Genomic DNA, 16115 nt, shown 5'->3' on the forward strand with positions numbered 1-16115 from the left:
ACTAAATAAGACTATGTTAGTTTATTGACTGTTTATTTACTATTTGTATAATTTGCGCAAGCAAAAATTAACAAGCAAAAATTAAGGAGTCTCATAATGGCAGAATATACGCCAACTGAGCACGGCGAAGAGCTAAAAGCTGACGGCACGCAAAAGGCAGAAGATCGCGTAAATAACCGTTCACTTCGTCCAAACAGTGATTCTTTTAAAGATTTTATGACGAATAACTGGGATAACCAGGAGCCAGAAGTTAAAGCTCTTGAATCTAGCAAGTACATTCCAGCTCGTTTAGAGGCTCTTTCAAAGCGTTTCCCAGGTGAACGTTTAGTTATTCCTGCAGGACAACCAAAGGTGCGTAATAACGACTGCGATTATGCTTTCCGTCCAGACACTACATTTGCTTACTACACTGGCTTAGGTCAAGACTATGAGGCTGGTGCTGTGCTTGTTATGGAGCCAGTCAGCGAAGACAGCGAAGAAGCTAAGGCTGGAAAAACGCATGTACCTGAGCTTTTTGTAGCTCCACGCGCAGATAACAGCACTTCAGCATTTTACAAGGATCCTCACTACGGAGAATATTGGGTTGGTCCTCGCGCAGGCTTAAAAGAACTTAAAGCAATGACTGGCATTGAAACGCGCGATATTGCAGAACTTGATGACGCTATTGCAAAGAACGTAAGCGACGATGCTAATGGTGAAGGCATTCGCGTGCGAATTGTTCGAGAAACCGATCCTGAGCTTACTGCAAAAGTTGAAACAATGCGAGAAGCAAGTGGATTTACTGATGAAGATGCAAACACTTGCGCAGACGACAAATTGCACGAATTCGCTGCAGAAGCACGAATGCTTAAGGACGACTACGAAATTCGCGAAATGCGCAAAGCTATTGCCGCCACAAAACTTGGTTTTGACCGCATGCTTACGCGTTTGCCTAATGCTTTGGGTCATGAGCATTCCGAGCGCATGATTGAGGGTGCTTTTAATTCTGTTGCTCGCGAAGAAGGCAACGAAGTTGGCTACGACACGATTGTTGCTTCCGGCAAGCACGCGCCAATTTTGCACTGGATGCGCAATACTGGCGTTGTTTCCAGCGGAGAATTGCTACTTATTGATGCCGGCGTTGAAGTTAACAGCCTCTACACTGCTGACATTACACGAACTTTCCCAACGAACGGCAAATTCACTGACTTGCAAAAGAAGCTTTACCAGTGCGTTCTTGACGCTCAGCAAGCCGGTTTTGAGGCTGCTAAGCCAGGTGCAACCTACTCCGATATTCACCATGCTTGCATGCGCGTTCTAGCTGAACACTTGCACGAATGGGGAATTTTGAAAGTAAGCGTTGAAGAATCACTTTCGCCAGAAGGTCAACAACATCGTCGTTGGCACGCTTGCGGCGTTGCTCATCATCTTGGTTTGGATGTGCACGATTGCGCACAAGCACGCTACGAGTCTTATCAGGGCGCAAAAATTACTCCAGGAATGATATTCACTATTGAGCCAGGATTATACTTTGCAGCTAACGATTTGATGCTTCCTGAAGAAATGCGCGGAATTGGAATTCGTATTGAAGATGATGTACTAATGACTGAAAACGGTCCAGAGTGGCTTTCTATTGACATTCCAAAGCAAATCGATGATGTAGAAGCATGGATGGCTGAACAAGCTCACAAAAGTGATATTTTTCAGCATTAAGCAATAAATCAAAATAATAGAAAAATATAATAAAAAAGAATAATAATAATATAGTACGCCAGCATAAGCTAAGTTAAACGTACACAATATAGCACTTATGGTGCGCTCTATAGAAACGTAACACGCATTGCGCATATTACTTATCGAAAGGGCGCACCATAATTGTTTGTATAGCATTTTTACAAGCAAAATTTGCATCAAAATGCTTTTGAAGAAGCGAGAAGATATTTAGTAAAAAGTATAGCTCTACAAACTTGCTGCACTGACGCGTGCGAAAGGAATATTATGACTAAGCCAATTGTTCTTTCACTCGGCGAACTTTTATGGGATTTGCTTCCACACGGAAAACGTGTTGGCGGAGCACCAGCAAATTTTGCATATCATGCACAGTGTCACGGAGCGCAAAGTTGCATGATTAGCGCTGTTGGTCAAGACCAACTCGGCGATGAGCTGATTGACAAAGTGAACAAAGCTGGCATCGCTTCAATTATTCAACGCAACGCTTGGCCAACAAGCACTGTAGAAGTAACACTAAAAAATGGAATACCAGAGTACGCTATTCTGCGAAATATAGCATGGGATCATATTCTTTACACTCGAGAACTCATTGATTTAGTAGAACGAGCAGATGCAGTATGCTTTGGCACTCTAAGCTTACGTTCTCAAGAAACTCACGACACAATTTTGCAATTGTTAAAGCATACTAAGCCTGGAGCAATGAAGTTCTTCGATATTAACATTAGAAGCGATCACTACTCTAAGGATCTTATTGACACATTACTTCAAGAAGCAACAGTATTTAAGCTTAACGATTCGGAACTATTCTTATTACGCGATATGTTCAATATTCGCGACACTTCAGACGAGGAAGCTTGCAAGTGGTTCCAAGCTCGTTACGGACTAGATTATGTGATTCTTACAGGCGGCTCTACTTTTAGCACGATTACTACTAGCACTGGAGAAAGCTCAACTATCCCAACTCCACACGTTGAAGTTCTTGACACAGTTGGTGCTGGAGACTCGTTCTCAGGAACATTTGCAGCGCATATTCTTAAGGGAGAAAGCTTGCAAGAGGCGCATCGCGCAGCTGTTAATACTGCAGCATTTGTGTGCACTCAAGAAGGAGCATGGCCTAAGTATCCAAAACAAATACCAGATTACTTGTCAATGGCAGAAAATAACAAATAAAACAAAAAATAAAATTTAAATTATAAGATGCAAAAATGCCACTTCATAAATCATAATGAAGTGGCATTATTAATATCTTGTGGGGCCTCAGGGGCTTGAACCCTGGACCGACGGATTATGAGTCCGCTGCTCTAACCGACTGAGCTAAAGCCCCACGCTAACAAAGTTAGCAACGACTAGATTAGCACATACCCATAAACGTCGCCAACTCAGTGAGTCGAATTTTTGACCTTGCTTAGGATTACTGAGCTTGAAATCCCGATGATTTCAAGCTCGGTCAGAGCGTCCAGATGCGAAGTTATCAAGAGCACCAGTTTTGCGCAAAGCCAAATACACAAACCACACAAGCACTCCAGAAAGCAACAATCCACTAATAAGCTCTGTAATCATATGAATCGTAATATAAGTAGGAGCTTTGGCCTGATACTTAGTGAAGCTTAAGAACACACCATACTCAAAAGCCACAAGCAAACCAGAAAGAGCACTCAAAGTCAAATTAAACTTTCGCAAACGGAAAATTAAGAACGGAATCTCCGCAAACACACCCTGTAAAAGTGCGGAAATAAGCGTATCTCGCATATTAAACGGAGTTCCAAGTAGCACCTGTACAAATGCTGCAACAACATTTACATACACTGCAGAACCTGGCTTACGAATAAGCAAAACTGCAAGAGTTCCAGACAAATACCAAACACCATGCGTGATGCTTGCAAAACCAGGAAGAACAGCTGCATTCAAAGTACGAATCAAAGGAATAAACACCAAGCCATAGCCATACAAGATAACGCCAAAAACAGCAGCAAGAGCAGCACCTAATGCAATATCTGCAACACGCCAACGCATGCTCACAACCCTATTAATACTAGAAGCAGCATTACTATCCACTTGATCCGTTACACAATTAGATGATTCTAACCCATTATTATTTGTATTGAAAATATCGCTCATAGGAAATCCTTTTTAAGCTGCTGCGCATTGTAAATTACTGAATTGAATACTTCCTGACCTACGCAGCCCGGGCAGAAGTACCAATGAGAAAGTGTATCACCTCTAAAAAGCACAACATACCTTTTGTGATATTTAATACATTGTCAGATCTTATATCGATTTATAGAAAAAATATATGAAAAACTAATTGCTGCGCAAAATACGAAAAATAGGGTAAGCAGCAAAAATAGAAATACGAACATCAGAAATACAAAAAACGAAAAACGCCGCTGAAAACCCAGCGGCGTTGTAATTTGTACCCCCTAAGAGAGTCGAACTCTTGTTGTCAGATTGAAAGTCTGGTGTCCTAACCGTTAGACGAAGGGGGCTTCGAACCAAACCATATGATATTAACACTCAAAAGAGCAGTACGCAACTCACGGCGTGTTGAGACTAAGTACAACTGCAAAGCTACGAGAACAGCGGCGGCAGAGCATTATTGTGCTATGTAGGTGAAGTCGTGAATCGTGCGACCAGCCTCCAAGCCTTTGCGCTCAAAATTCGTAAGAACTCGACCAGCAAAGCGCTCAGACTCGCTAAAATCTGCGTGCGGAAGAGCTGCTGCAGTATCAGCTGTACCTTTCCCTACATGCTCAATTGGAAGACTTGCGCTTAATTCGCCAATATTTGCAAAATCTTCGCGAGAATCCATAATCTCATGCACATGCAAAGCGTAATCCTCAATATCTGTAGCAATGCGCCACGCACCCCCTCTACGCAATGCCTGGTGTATTGTAGAGACAAGCTCTGGCTGCACAATACGACGCTTATGGTGGCGCATTTTAGGCCATGGATCCGGGAAGAAAGTCCAAACTTCTTCTAAAACTCCGCAGTCGCACGCAGCGAAGAAATCAGGAGCGTTAATTTGTGCAATACGAAGATTAGTCAAACCTTGCTTTCCAGCAAGAAGCATTGTGTGAGCAACGCCTGGATCATAAACTTCAAGCGCTAAAAAGTTAGTTTCCGGCAAACGTTCAGCTGCGGCAACAATGTTTTCGCCTTGTCCGGAACCAATTTCAACAATAAGCGGATTGTCATTCCCCCACTTATCGCTAATCCAATCATGCGTAATGTTCAAATTTTCGCGCAATCTAAATGAGCCAGGTGCTTCAGTAACGTCTAGCAGGTACTGATTTGCATAACGCTCCTGAGCGTGCTGTAAACGCGCATCTAAGCGCCCAGAACGACGCACAAACGACAATACAGTGCGTTGCTTGGCTTGCATAGTGTTTTCGTTTTCATTTTCAGTGCTCATGAGATTACTTTCGTTATTTGGGTTACATGCCTTTAGTTTAAATTCGCATGATTTTAGTCATGCTCGTACACATCGCTTTTATGCTACCAAAAAGTATAAAAAAGCAGCGAAAGTTGTTAAACAAACGCTGCTCAATTAATTCTTTAGCAAATACAATTTTAGGAGAACAAGTCACGCGCAGTATTGTCGTTCGGAGCATCCTCCACTTTGATATTCACTTGTGCCGGGCTTAGCAAAAATACCCTAGGAGTCACACGCTCAATAGAACCGCGAACACCAAATACAACTCCAGCAGAAAAATCAACAATACGATACGCAACCGATTCAGTTACACCAGTAAGGTTTAAAACCACTGGAACACCGTCACGCAAAGCACGACCCACCATTTGCGCATCATCGTAAGACTTAGGATGAATTGTAGTAATACGACTCATACGACTAGCATTCGCACGAGCAGAACCACCACGCAAATCATTACCATGTTGCGACACAGCAGGAGTTACCGAGCGATCATTATCGAATGACGTTTCTTGAACATCAGATTCAGCATAATCATCATCCTCAGGCACATCTGCCATACCAACGTATGACATCACGTTCTTCATAAAGCCAGCCATGAAGCAACCCTCCTCTCGTTACGCTTAACGCAGAAAATCAGGAATATCTAATTCGTCAGGTTCAGCAGGCTGCTGTACAGGAGCTGCCGCAGGAGAATATTGCTGATGATTCATCGCAGGCTCAAACATAGAAGGCATAGAAGCAGGTTGTTCTACTTGTGGAGCAGCTTGAGCTTCCTCTTTGAAAGATGAGGTAGACTGTGCAGGAGCTACAGGCTTAACATCTGCTTGCATATCAACAAACTGACCAGCTTTAGCCGAGGACTCCTCCGCCTTAGGATGAGCATCAAATCCAGCAGCAATAACCGTAACTCGAACCTCATCGCCGTAAGAATCATCGAGGGAAAGACCCCAAATAATTTGAGCTTCTGGATGAATAGCTTTACGAACAAGTTCAGTTGCAGCAGAAGCTTCCTGAAGCTTCAAATCACTTGGACCTGCGATATTAATCAAAGCACCGTGAGCACCCTCAATGCTTTCTTCCAGCAATGGGGAGCTAATAGCAATTTCAGCTGCCTGAGTTGCACGATCCTCGCCTTTTGCAGCACCAATACCGAACAGTGCGGTACCTGCTCCGCGAAGAACAGCTGTAACATCAGAGAAATCAACATGAATGTAAGAATTCATGGTAATTAAATCAGTAATGCCTTGCACACCTGCGAGCAACGCAGTATCTGCCGTCTTAAATGCTTCAATAATTCCAATAGTACGATCAGAAATTTCCAAAAGACGATCGTTTGGAATAACAATCAACGCGTCAACTTCTTTGCGAAGATTCTCGATACCAAGTTTTGCAGATGCAGCACGTTGCGGTCCTTCAAAACCGAATGGACGTGTAACAACAGCAATAGTCAAAGCACCTTGCTGATGAGCTGCACGAGCCACAATTGGGCTTGCACCAGTACCCGTGCCGCCGCCTTCACCGCAGGTAACAAACACCATGTCAGCACCCTTAAGTGCCTCTTCAATGTCTGATTGATGATCCTGCGCAGCCTTAGCACCCTTTTCAGGATCAGCACCAGCACCCAAGCCTCGGCTCGAAGCATCAGATAATGAAATCTTTACATCAGCATCAGAACGCAGTAAATCTTTAGCGTCAGTATTAATGGCCACAAACTCTACATTCTGTAGACCCTCGCTGATCATCCGATTGACGGCGTTACCGCCGGCACCACCGACGCCGACTACCTTGATGATGGTTTTGTCGTTGAAATTGTCAGTCTGGGCAATCTCGCTCACCGTTATCTCCTGTCACTCACGCACGTTTACACAATATTTTAGCGTAAAACGCTCGATACTGACGACGTTTTCACAATAAACTGAAAAAATGTCACTGCTTTGATAATACACCGTGCTATATGCAAATATGAGCACAAGGTGATTTTAATAGAACATTATCGAAATAATCAGTGCAAAAAAATGACGAAAGCCCTAGAAAATACTAGTAACTTGCATCCATTGGATCGTCACCAAATAACGCCTCTCGCTCTTCGTGACTAGTTGTACGAGAATCTAACCACCCATACGGCAAATGAACTTTTTTAGCAAATCTAACTCGTCCACGCGGCGTGTCTAACACCTTTTTTGGCAAACAAAGAGAACCATCAAGCATATCGAGATTACGTTGAACATCCTCAATCGACTCGCACTCCATAAACGCTTTACGAGTGCCACCACCAACAGGAAAGCCCTTTAAATACCAAGCAATATGCTTACGCAAGTCGTGAACAGCCATACGCTCGTCGCCATCATAAAACTCAACTAAAAGATTTAAGTGGCGCAAAATAACTGATCCCACTTCCGCCAAAGTAGGATTAACACGATTATCGCTACCTTCGCAAGCATTGCGAATATCAGCAAACAACCATGGGCGACCCTGGCATCCTCGACCGATAGCAACGCCAGCGCAGCCAGTTTCTTTAAACATTGCGAGCGCATCTTCCGCACCCCAAATATCACCATTGCCAAAAACCGGAATATCAAGCGTCTCTACAAGCTCACCAATACGCTGCCAGTCTGAATGACCACCGTAATATTCTGCAGTTGTGCGAGCATGCAAAGTTACAGCAGCGCATCCTTCTTCTTGCGCAATATGACCAGCTTGAATAAAAGTTTCATGATTCTCGTCAATACCAACACGGAATTTAGCCGTAACAGGGATTCCTGCAGGTTCGCAAACAGAAACAACGCGATGCAAAATTTCTTGCAACAAATCAGTTTTCCAAGGAAGAGCAGAACCGCCGCCACGTCGCGTCACTTTTGGAACTGGACAGCCGAAGTTTAAGTCAACGTGATCAGCCATGTTTTCGTCGACAACAATTCGAGTAGCTTGTTCTACAATAGAAGGATTTACACCATAAAGCTGCAAAGAGCGCACTTTTTCGCTAGGCGCAAAACGGCAAAGTCTAAGTGCTTTTGGATTTCGTGCAACTAGAGCTCGCGCTGTAATCATTTCTGCTACGTAAAGCCCGTCCGGACCAAATTCGCGGCAAATTACGCGAAACGGCCAGTTAGTGATCCCAGCCATTGGAGATAAAACAACAGGAGTTGCAATATGAACTTTCCCTAAATCTACTGGTTTTATAGAAAAATTCATATTGCTTTAACTCCGTTCACTATAATAATAATTTTGCTTATTAGTGCTTAAGCACTACTCGCTTAAGCACTACTCAAACGCGTATTAGTACAATCCGCCAGCAGTAGCGATTTGTACAGGCTTAGACTCGTCTTCGCCAGCTTCTTTAGCAATATCCGTAGCACCGTCGGCTGCACGAGTACCAACGATTTCAACAGGACCTTGCGGATACTTAACGCGCTTTTCGTTAATTCGGCTAGCAACGTAATCTGCAACCTTGTCCAAAGAAACGCGCTCTTGTTGCATGGTGTCGCGCTCGCGAATTGTAACAGCATGATCTTCCAAAGTATCGAAGTCGACTGTTACGCACAAAGGAGTACCAATTTCGTCCTCACGACGATAGCGGCGACCAATAGCTCCAGCCTCATCGTAATCGATAACCCAATCATGCTGACGCAAATCTGCAGCCAAATCTTGAGCAACAGCTTGCAATTCTGGCTTCTTGCTCAAAGGCAAAACTGCAGCTTTAACAGGAGCCAAACGAGGATCAAGTCGAAGAACAGTGCGCTTGTCAACTCCGCCCTTAGTGTTTGGAGCTTCGTCAACGTCGTAAGCATCAACCAAGAATGCCATAAGCGAGCGCGTAAGACCAGCCGCAGGCTCAATAACATAAGGCACATACTTTTCGCCAGTAGCCTGGTTAAAGTAGCTCAAATCCTCGCCGGAATGCTTAGCATGAGCAGACAAATCGTAGTCAGTACGGTTTGCAATACCCTCAAGCTCTCCCCAATCCGAACCTTGGAAGCCGAATTTGTATTCAATATCGACAGTGCGCTTGGAATAGTGGCTGAGCTTCTCCTTAGGATGCTCATACATGCGCAAGTTTTCTGGCTTCACACCCAAATCAACATACCAACGCACGCGAGTGTCAATCCAATACTGGTGCCAAGCTTCGTCGGTTCCAGGCTCTACGAAGAATTCCATTTCCATCTGCTCAAACTCGCGAGTGCGGAAGATGAAGTTTCCAGGCGTAATTTCGTTGCGGAAAGACTTACCAATATTTGCAATACCGAAAGGTGGCTTTTGACGAGTAGAAGTCATGACATTCTTAAAATCAACGAAAATGCCCTGAGCTGTTTCTGGACGCAAATAATGCAAGCTATTTTCGTCTTCAACCGGTCCTAAATGAGTGCGAAGCATCATGTTGAAGTCGCGTGGCTCAGTCCAGTTTCCGCGAGTACCGCAATCTGGGCAAGCAATGTCTTTTAAGCCATTTTCTGGCATTTTATCGCCATGCTTTTCAGCATAAGACTCTTCCAACTTATCTGCACGATGACGCTTATGGCAATTCAAGCACTCAATCAAAGGATCGTTAAACACGGAAACGTGACCGGAAGCAACCCACACCTGTGAAGGCAGAATAACGGAAGTATCCACACCAACAACATCTCCACGCGTGGTCACCATGTAGCGCCACCATTCGCGCTTGATATTATCTTTCAACGCAACACCGAGTGGGCCATAATCCCACGCAGAACGCGTGCCACCGTAAATTTCGCCGGCTGGGAACACAAATCCTCGACGCTTAGCCAAGGAAACGACTTCATCAAGCTTTGAAACAGCCACAATACACCTTTTCGTAAAAACTAGAAAATTCGGGTGAAAACGTTGCTATTATAGAAAAACCCTGTGACGCTTGTAAAATTGTTAAAGTAATGCAAATTTATAGGTTTGTTGACGCATTATTTGGCGTTGTCTTGTTTTGCTAGATTTGCGTAAGATTACGATTTTAAAGGGATTGTTACTATGAGTGAAAATAATAACGAGAATACAAACGACCACATGAACGAGCACAGAACTAACACGGTCGCGGCGTTGTGCATTGCTCCAAGCGGAGTCGGAGACGAGTTGAGCGAGTACGTGGCAGATGCCGTACAAGTAATTCGCGATTCTGGATTAAAGAACGAAACTAACGCAATGTTTACGAATATTGAGGGCGAATTTGATGACGTTATGCGCGTTGTGAAAGATGCTACGATGACTTTAGTTAGTAAAGGATACCGTACTGGAGTAATACTAAAATTAGATATTCGCCCTGGTTTTAGCAATCAAATTGACGCAAAAAGTGCGCTTGTAGATAAGATTCTCGACGAACGAAATAAAGAAGAATAAAACTGAAATCAAATAATCTCAAATAATCTCAAAACTCGAAAAAGTTATAATAAAACAAAAGAAAGCAGGAATTTATGCTGCAACTTACGGCAGTTCAGAAAATATTATCCGATTTAGATGAAACCCAAAGAGAACGAGAAAAACAATACAAATACTTTCATCAACATCCTGAACTGTCAATGAAAGAAGATCATACAGCTCAAACAATTATTGATATTCTTAGCGAAGCTGGGATTGAAACAAAGCGAGTTGGAAAAACAGGCGTTGTGGCAGAGATTAAAAACGGCGAAGGTCCTGTTGTTGCTATGAGAGCGGATATCGATGCGCTTCCAATTAAAGAAAATTCAGGAAAAGATTACACTTCAACAGTTAGTGCGCAAGACGAAAATGGCAAAACGGTTGGAGTTTCACACGCTTGCGGTCACGATTTTCATATTTCCAGCCTACTTGGTGCCTTGAAGGCTTTTAATGAGCATAAAGATGCTTGGAAAGGAACGTATATTGGCGTTTTTCAGCCTGGAGAAGAAACAGCTCAAGGCGCAAAAGACTTGGTGGAAAATGACATTATGAGCATGATTGCAAAGCCTGACGTTTACCTTGGTCAGCATGTGTTGGGTGCTATTCCTGCAGGAACAGTCGGTATTCGTTCGGGCGCGTTCTTAACTACTGCAGCTTCGATTCGCGTGCACATTTTTGGTAAAGGTTCGCATGGTTCTATGCCTGAGTTGAGCGTTGACCCGGTGGTTGTTGCTTCGTCAATTGTGCTTAAATTGCAGACGATTGTTTCTCGCGAACTTGCAGCTAAAGATTACGCAATTGTTACAGTTGGCGCGCTTAATGCAGGAAGTAAGTCGAATATTATTCCTGATGATGCCGAGCTTTTAATTAACACAAGAACTTATAGCGAAGATACTCAAAAATTTGTGCACAATGCTATTGAACGAATTGTGCGTGGAGAGTGCGAGCTTGCAAGATGTCCTAAAGAACCAGAGTTTACGTATTATGATTGCTATCCGCTTACAAATAATGATCAGAATGCGTCTTTGCGCGTGCGTAAAGCTTTTGATGAATACTTTGGAGAAGATTCTGTAGATATTTCGCGCGCTTCTGCTTCGGAAGATTTTTCTATAGTCGCGAACGCTTTTAAAACTCCTTACGCTTACTGGGGCTTAGGTGGTTTTGCGGATATGCAGAATGCTCCTGGAAATCACAATCCGGCATTCGCCCCAGATTTGCAGCCCACTCTTAATCGCGGATTAGAAGCTGCAGTTGTGGCAGCTTGCGCTTGGCTCACTAGCGAAAAGTAACAAATCTTAGTGAGATACTAGGCGTTTTTTACGCCACCAAACCTGCGGTCGCGATGCGCATAGCGGTCAATCGACCTCCACAGCGCTTCGCGGCCGTAATCCGGGAATAGTTCCGGCACAAAATCAAGTTCCGCGTAGGATGCTTGCCAAGGCAAAAAGTTGCTAGTGCGCTGCTCGCCGGAAGTGCGAATCACCAAATCGCAATCTGGAATATCCGGATTATACAAGTGCTCAGCAATCATTTTTTCACTTACACGATCGCCTTTAATTTTGCCATTTTGAATTTCTTTCGCGATTTGCGCGCAAGCATCCGCAATTTCTGCACGACCGCCGTAATTTATGCAAAAAACAACGTCAATAGTTTTATTATTTTTGGTGATTTCTTGCGCTTTTTCCAACTCGTCAATAACAGACTTCCACAAACGAGGGCGCCTTCCTGCCCAACGAACTCGCACTCCCCACTCGTTCATTTGCGCAACTCGCCTATGGATAATTTCCCTAGAAAATCCCATTAAAAAGCGCACTTCTTGTGGAGATCGCTTCCAATTTTCGGTAGAAAAAGTGTATAAGCTTAAGTAACGAACTCCTGCTTCTATAGCTCCTGCAATAACGTCAAAAACTACCGGTTCTGCAGCTTTGTGACCTTCGGTTCGAATCATTCCGCGCTCTTTTGCCCAGCGTCCGTTTCCGTCCATAATCACACCGACATGACGAGGCACTTTGCCCTTAGGAAAATCTGGTATGCGAGAAGGGTCACTAAAAGGAGCCGCTGGAATATCAAGCGACTTATAATCCACGTTTTCAAAAGCCATACTTACGAATGTAACAACCCCATCGAACGAATAGGTCGCTCAAGATAATATTCAGCCCATTGCTGAACGCATCGCATAGTAGAAGAATCAACCGACACTCCGTCAAGAACAGACCAGTTTCCTTGCGCAAGCGCACACAATTGCAAACGCGTCGAATTAGCACAAACTATTGAATCCGGAGTGTGATCACTTGCACACATCATTCCACCTGCGCAAGGCGAAAAATAGCACAAATCTTCATTTTTCCCACATACAACACAAGCTTGTAGTCGCGGAGACCACCCAGCTAATGACAATGCTCGCAATATATACGACACGCCAATAGCATCAGGAGAATGCTTATGCTTGGACAATGAAAGTAAAGCCGCAGTAAGTAGACGATACTGCCCTAGCGTATCTTGATATTCACGCCTGTATTCATCTGTATATTCGTTAGAAACAAGCAAATCCACAACTTCAAGCATGACGTTTGCATACTCATAGGACGTATAATCTGCACAAATTTCACCAGCATAAGCAGCAATAGAAACAGCCTGCGAGACTACATCCAAAGATTTACCTTGTGCAAGAAGCAAATCAACACGCATAAGCGGCTCAAGACGACCACCAAAACGTGATTTAAGCCTACGAACTCCCTTTGCAACAGCACGAACTTTGCCATGCCGCTTAGTAAGAAGCACAACAATCCTATCCGCTTCACCTAAAGGAAAAGTACGAAGCACAACAGCTTCATCGCGATACAATGGCATAAATCAAACTATATCTTTTTTAATAGTTAGATTAATTACGATCGTTATTTTCCGAATCGTCGTCGCCTTGAGAAGAGCTACCGAAATTAGTAGATTCATCAATATGACCAATAATTGGGAATGACAAATCTGGAATATCTAAACTCAATGGCTTACTCGACTGCAAATTAGAAACATGCAACTCCGGAATATTAAGCGAAGAATGCTGCGAGGAATGCTGTGCAGAATCTTGAGGAGCAAATGATGGAATTGATTCATCAGGAGCAGGAGCCGCAACAGGCTTAGGTGCAGATGAATTATTGCGATTACGAGCTGCAGGAGTGAAAGAAGGAGGTAGCACAGAAGATTCAGAAGAGTTTCGCATTACTGTAGCGCTTTGCAAAAGCTCGTCATTGCTATCAGTATCGTTAAGAACATTAGAAGGCTTACTTGCAGCAGCATGAGGTGTAAATATTGCGCGCTCAGACTTATTTAACGCTTCAAACGAATCATTAGAATCTTGATTAGCATAATCTACAGGAGCAAAAATGCTTTGTTTATCATGATTTGGCACGCTAGGTATTGAGCGAGGTGCAATCTTAGACAATCTATCCGCAGTGTCTTCATCATCCACAGCATCCTCAACAGGTTTGAATATTGAAGAAGCAGAAGGTGCAGTGGCAGAAGCGGAAGAAGCTGCAGAAGCAGCACTGAAATCAGATGCAGGCTTTATTGAAGGAGCAAATGATGGAACAGGCTCTTCAGAATGGTTATAAGATTCCGTAGATTCTGAAGATTTAGCAGGCTCTTCAGCTTTAGTTACAGGAATAACAGAAGGTGGAACGGAAGCCGAGATAGAAGGTGAAACAGAAGCAGGAGCAGAATAAGATTCAGATGCTGCTCGAGAGTATGAGGAACTACTATTATCCGCATCAACATACTGTTCTACACGCTCAAAAGATTCCAAGCTGCTAAGCAAACGCACACAAGCGTTTAAATAATAATCAACTTGACGCTCATCATAACCGTGCTTACCGTTTTTTTGCGTAAAAATCACATTAGAAACATAAGCAGAATCAATATCTTGTAATGTTTCTTTGTCCGTTTCCCACTCAAGCTCATGACCAAGCATAAGAGCAATCTTATCTAAGGCTTGATCGACCATAATATCCACTTGTTTACGCGCATAAGACGGGTGACGCGAAGAACCACGATCAAAACGATCGCGATAATCTCTTTGAGCATGTTGCAAAAGTTTACGATAAAGCACTTCTACACGAGCTTTCCATGCAACTCGTCCGCATTGCGCCAATTCTTGCTCAGTGCACTTATCTACTACCGCACGTTCCAAACGCGATAACGCAGCATCAACTTGACCAATAATGTAACCATTACGCTCCAAGTCAAAAGAAACCTCTTGAATATCTTTCTGCGTAAGTCGAGCTTCATCGCTTTCGTACAAAGTGTGAGCACGCTCTAGAAAAGCATTCACCTGTGCGACGTTATATCCTAACTTACGCTTACCCACACGCTCCATTGCTGAAGCATTACGAGCGGTATCAGGTTTCTGAGCCATCGAATATCGACCTCCTGAGCACATGTTCTTATTCAGTATACTGTACGCGATTGTTACGACGCGCGCCACACGTTGCATTCGTACACACCATCATGTATGTTTTTAATTTGTTGCAAACGGGCGATTAGCTCAGCTGGCTAGAGCGCCACCTTTACACGGTGGATGTCGGGGGTTCGAGTCCCTCATCGCCCACTTTCTGCTCTTTATTTGGTTTCTGCTTTATTTGGTTTATAGTTTTATTTCACATTGCAGCTTGGCAATTTATTTGCACCACGACCAGAACCAATAGCTTTTAACGCTTTGTAAGCATCATCCAATGTTTTTACACTTACAACGCGCAAACCTTGTGGCACATGCCCAACAACTTCATTGCAATTATCGTAAGGCGCTAAGAACCAAGTAGCTCCATCTCTTTTAGCTGCAATCATCTTTAAACGAATACCACCAATTGCACCAATTTTTTGCGATTTTTCAATAGTTCCAGTTCCGGCTATCGTCTTACCACCAGTTTCTTGTTCAGGAGTAAGCTTGTCAAGAATTCCTAGAGTGTACATCATTCCGGCAGACGGTCCACCAATATCTTCAATATGTAAACGAACTTTTACATCTTCTTTTTTAATTCCAAGATGCTTAGACGCGTACTGCAACGCAACATTTTGAGCAAGATTTTGCGAATTATCCATCTCGTTCGTGGATTCCTTCTCATACTCGTCAGCGCTCTGTCCTACTGGCACAATAGCTTCACGAGGCAACAAACTTTTATGAGGATCCATCCATGAAATCAATGAATAAAATGTTGAAACCTCATATCCAGGAACACCAGAAACATTGACAGTAATCAACAATAATTTACCAGTATCATGATTTTCTTTTACTCGAGAACCAGACATATCAATCACAGGAGTATTTGATAGGGATCCTAAAACATCCTGCGTTGGACCAGGCTCTTCTACGACGTATGCACTTGGAAGCGACAACGCAAAAATCGCAACAATTACTGTAAAGAATCCTGCAAAATATCGCAAAGAATGCGAAGTAATGTACAAAACTAAAGCATGAGACAGCGAGCGCAAGGATTTAAAACACGCACGGAATACACTAGCACCTGTAGAAAAGCGAAACATGCTTGTATCATGACACAAGCCCTATATAGTTTTGCTTTAAAATATATTTGCACGCAAGTTATAGCGCATAAAACCATATTAT

Annotated in this window: 14 protein-coding genes and 3 tRNA genes; 5 read left to right on the plus strand and 12 right to left on the minus strand. The window is 43.4% G+C overall.

Annotation, left to right across the window (positions count from 1 at the left end; genetic code table 11):
* Positions 1 to 96: 96 nt before the first annotated feature.
* Together HXT59_RS06655 and HXT59_RS06660 are read left to right on the plus strand one after the other, a co-directional pair.
* On the plus strand, positions 97 to 1692 hold the full coding sequence (locus tag HXT59_RS06655; protein WP_076002692.1) for an aminopeptidase P family protein: 1596 nt from the start codon (positions 97 to 99) through the stop codon (positions 1690 to 1692).
* Positions 1693 to 1977: 285 nt separating this feature from the next.
* Positions 1978 to 2880, plus strand: coding sequence for a carbohydrate kinase family protein (locus HXT59_RS06660; protein WP_076002691.1), 903 nt, complete (start codon positions 1978 to 1980; stop codon positions 2878 to 2880).
* A gap of 80 nt (positions 2881 to 2960) precedes the next feature.
* Here the strand turns inward: HXT59_RS06660 and HXT59_RS06665 are convergent.
* The 8 genes from HXT59_RS06665 to HXT59_RS06700 all read right to left on the minus strand — a co-directional run bounded on the left by HXT59_RS06665 (position 2961) and on the right by HXT59_RS06700 (position 9940).
* Positions 2961 to 3034, minus strand: a tRNA-Ile gene (locus HXT59_RS06665).
* Positions 3035 to 3147: 113 nt separating this feature from the next.
* Positions 3148 to 3828 carry an ECF transporter S component gene (locus tag HXT59_RS06670; RefSeq protein WP_064621671.1) on the minus strand — a complete coding sequence of 227 codons (681 nt, stop codon included), beginning with the start codon at positions 3826 to 3828 and terminating at the stop codon, positions 3148 to 3150.
* A 296-nt stretch (positions 3829 to 4124) separates the two neighbouring features.
* Positions 4125 to 4196, minus strand: a tRNA-Glu gene (locus HXT59_RS06675).
* A gap of 107 nt (positions 4197 to 4303) precedes the next feature.
* The gene (gene trmB / locus HXT59_RS06680; protein WP_421784318.1) at positions 4304 to 5122 is read right to left on the minus strand and encodes a tRNA (guanosine(46)-N7)-methyltransferase TrmB; all 819 of its coding nucleotides are present in this window, start codon (positions 5120 to 5122) and stop codon (positions 4304 to 4306) included.
* Positions 5123 to 5280: 158 nt separating this feature from the next.
* Positions 5281 to 5739: a cell division protein SepF gene (locus HXT59_RS06685; RefSeq protein WP_004105139.1), complete on the minus strand. Its 459-nt coding sequence runs from the start codon at positions 5737 to 5739 to the stop codon at positions 5281 to 5283.
* Positions 5740 to 5763: 24 nt separating this feature from the next.
* A complete protein-coding gene (gene ftsZ, locus HXT59_RS06690; protein ID WP_012913952.1) occupies positions 5764 to 6978 on the minus strand; it encodes a cell division protein FtsZ in 1215 nt (404 codons plus the stop codon).
* A gap of 202 nt (positions 6979 to 7180) precedes the next feature.
* Positions 7181 to 8335, minus strand: coding sequence for a tRNA dihydrouridine synthase DusB (dusB, locus tag HXT59_RS06695; RefSeq protein WP_012913951.1), 1155 nt, complete (start codon positions 8333 to 8335; stop codon positions 7181 to 7183).
* Between the two features lie 84 nt (positions 8336 to 8419).
* Positions 8420 to 9940, minus strand: a complete 1521-nt coding sequence (locus HXT59_RS06700) for a glycine--tRNA ligase (protein ID WP_004105144.1) — start codon at positions 9938 to 9940, stop codon at positions 8420 to 8422.
* Positions 9941 to 10120: 180 nt separating this feature from the next.
* Between HXT59_RS06700 and HXT59_RS06705 the strand changes: the two genes are divergently transcribed.
* Together HXT59_RS06705 and HXT59_RS06710 are read left to right on the plus strand one after the other, a co-directional pair.
* Complete coding sequence (locus HXT59_RS06705; protein ID WP_012913950.1) at positions 10121 to 10486, plus strand: MTH1187 family thiamine-binding protein; 366 nt, start codon at positions 10121 to 10123, stop codon at positions 10484 to 10486.
* Between the two features lie 74 nt (positions 10487 to 10560).
* A complete protein-coding gene (locus HXT59_RS06710; RefSeq protein ID WP_076002689.1) occupies positions 10561 to 11793 on the plus strand; it encodes a M20 family metallopeptidase in 1233 nt (410 codons plus the stop codon).
* Between the two features lie 17 nt (positions 11794 to 11810).
* Here HXT59_RS06710 and HXT59_RS06715 read toward each other — a convergent pair whose 3' ends face one another.
* The 3 genes from HXT59_RS06715 to HXT59_RS06725 are packed head-to-tail and all read right to left on the minus strand — an operon-like array spanning position 11811 to position 14909.
* The gene (locus HXT59_RS06715) at positions 11811 to 12605 is read right to left on the minus strand and encodes an isoprenyl transferase (protein WP_116431863.1); all 795 of its coding nucleotides are present in this window, start codon (positions 12603 to 12605) and stop codon (positions 11811 to 11813) included.
* Between the two features lie 2 nt (positions 12606 to 12607).
* Positions 12608 to 13354 (minus strand): DNA repair protein RecO, encoded by a 747-nt coding sequence (gene recO, locus HXT59_RS06720; protein ID WP_004110538.1) that lies wholly within the window; start codon positions 13352 to 13354, stop codon positions 12608 to 12610.
* Between the two features lie 31 nt (positions 13355 to 13385).
* Complete coding sequence (locus HXT59_RS06725; protein ID WP_248893179.1) at positions 13386 to 14909, minus strand: DivIVA domain-containing protein; 1524 nt, start codon at positions 14907 to 14909, stop codon at positions 13386 to 13388.
* Positions 14910 to 15027: 118 nt separating this feature from the next.
* Here HXT59_RS06725 and HXT59_RS06730 point away from each other — a divergent pair.
* Positions 15028 to 15101 (plus strand) — tRNA-Val (locus tag HXT59_RS06730).
* 44 nt (positions 15102 to 15145) lie between these two features.
* On the opposite strand, the gene HXT59_RS06735 is transcribed toward HXT59_RS06730, so the two are convergent.
* Positions 15146 to 16033, minus strand: coding sequence for a YlbL family protein (locus HXT59_RS06735; RefSeq protein ID WP_248893177.1), 888 nt, complete (start codon positions 16031 to 16033; stop codon positions 15146 to 15148).
* Between the last annotated feature and the right edge of the window lie 82 nt (positions 16034 to 16115).

The sequence above is a fragment of the Gardnerella sp. KA01001 genome (genome assembly GCF_049244025.1).
GTDB classification, from domain to species: Bacteria; Actinomycetota; Actinomycetes; order Actinomycetales; family Bifidobacteriaceae; genus Bifidobacterium; species Bifidobacterium swidsinskii.

What these genes read in the sequence shown, in the direction of transcription:
- HXT59_RS06655 (WP_076002692.1), top strand. Translation starts at nt 97, where the DNA reads ATGGCAGAATATACGCCAACTGAGCACGGCGAAGAGCTAAAAGCTGAC.
- HXT59_RS06660 (WP_076002691.1), top strand. Translation starts at nt 1,978, where the DNA reads ATGACTAAGCCAATTGTTCTTTCACTCGGCGAACTTTTATGGGATTTG.
- HXT59_RS06670 (WP_064621671.1), bottom strand. Translation starts at nt 3,828, where the DNA reads ATGAGCGATATTTTCAATACAAATAATAATGGGTTAGAATCATCTAAT.
- trmB (WP_421784318.1), bottom strand. Translation starts at nt 5,122, where the DNA reads ATGAGCACTGAAAATGAAAACGAAAACACTATGCAAGCCAAGCAACGC.
- HXT59_RS06685 (WP_004105139.1), bottom strand. Translation starts at nt 5,739, where the DNA reads ATGGCTGGCTTTATGAAGAACGTGATGTCATACGTTGGTATGGCAGAT.
- dusB (WP_012913951.1), bottom strand. Translation starts at nt 8,335, where the DNA reads ATGAATTTTTCTATAAAACCAGTAGATTTAGGGAAAGTTCATATTGCA.
- HXT59_RS06705 (WP_012913950.1), top strand. Translation starts at nt 10,121, where the DNA reads ATGAGTGAAAATAATAACGAGAATACAAACGACCACATGAACGAGCAC.
- HXT59_RS06710 (WP_076002689.1), top strand. Translation starts at nt 10,561, where the DNA reads ATGCTGCAACTTACGGCAGTTCAGAAAATATTATCCGATTTAGATGAA.
- HXT59_RS06715 (WP_116431863.1), bottom strand. Translation starts at nt 12,605, where the DNA reads ATGGCTTTTGAAAACGTGGATTATAAGTCGCTTGATATTCCAGCGGCT.
- recO (WP_004110538.1), bottom strand. Translation starts at nt 13,354, where the DNA reads ATGCCATTGTATCGCGATGAAGCTGTTGTGCTTCGTACTTTTCCTTTA.
- HXT59_RS06725 (WP_248893179.1), bottom strand. Translation starts at nt 14,909, where the DNA reads ATGGCTCAGAAACCTGATACCGCTCGTAATGCTTCAGCAATGGAGCGT.
- HXT59_RS06735 (WP_248893177.1), bottom strand. Translation starts at nt 16,033, where the DNA reads ATGTTTCGCTTTTCTACAGGTGCTAGTGTATTCCGTGCGTGTTTTAAA.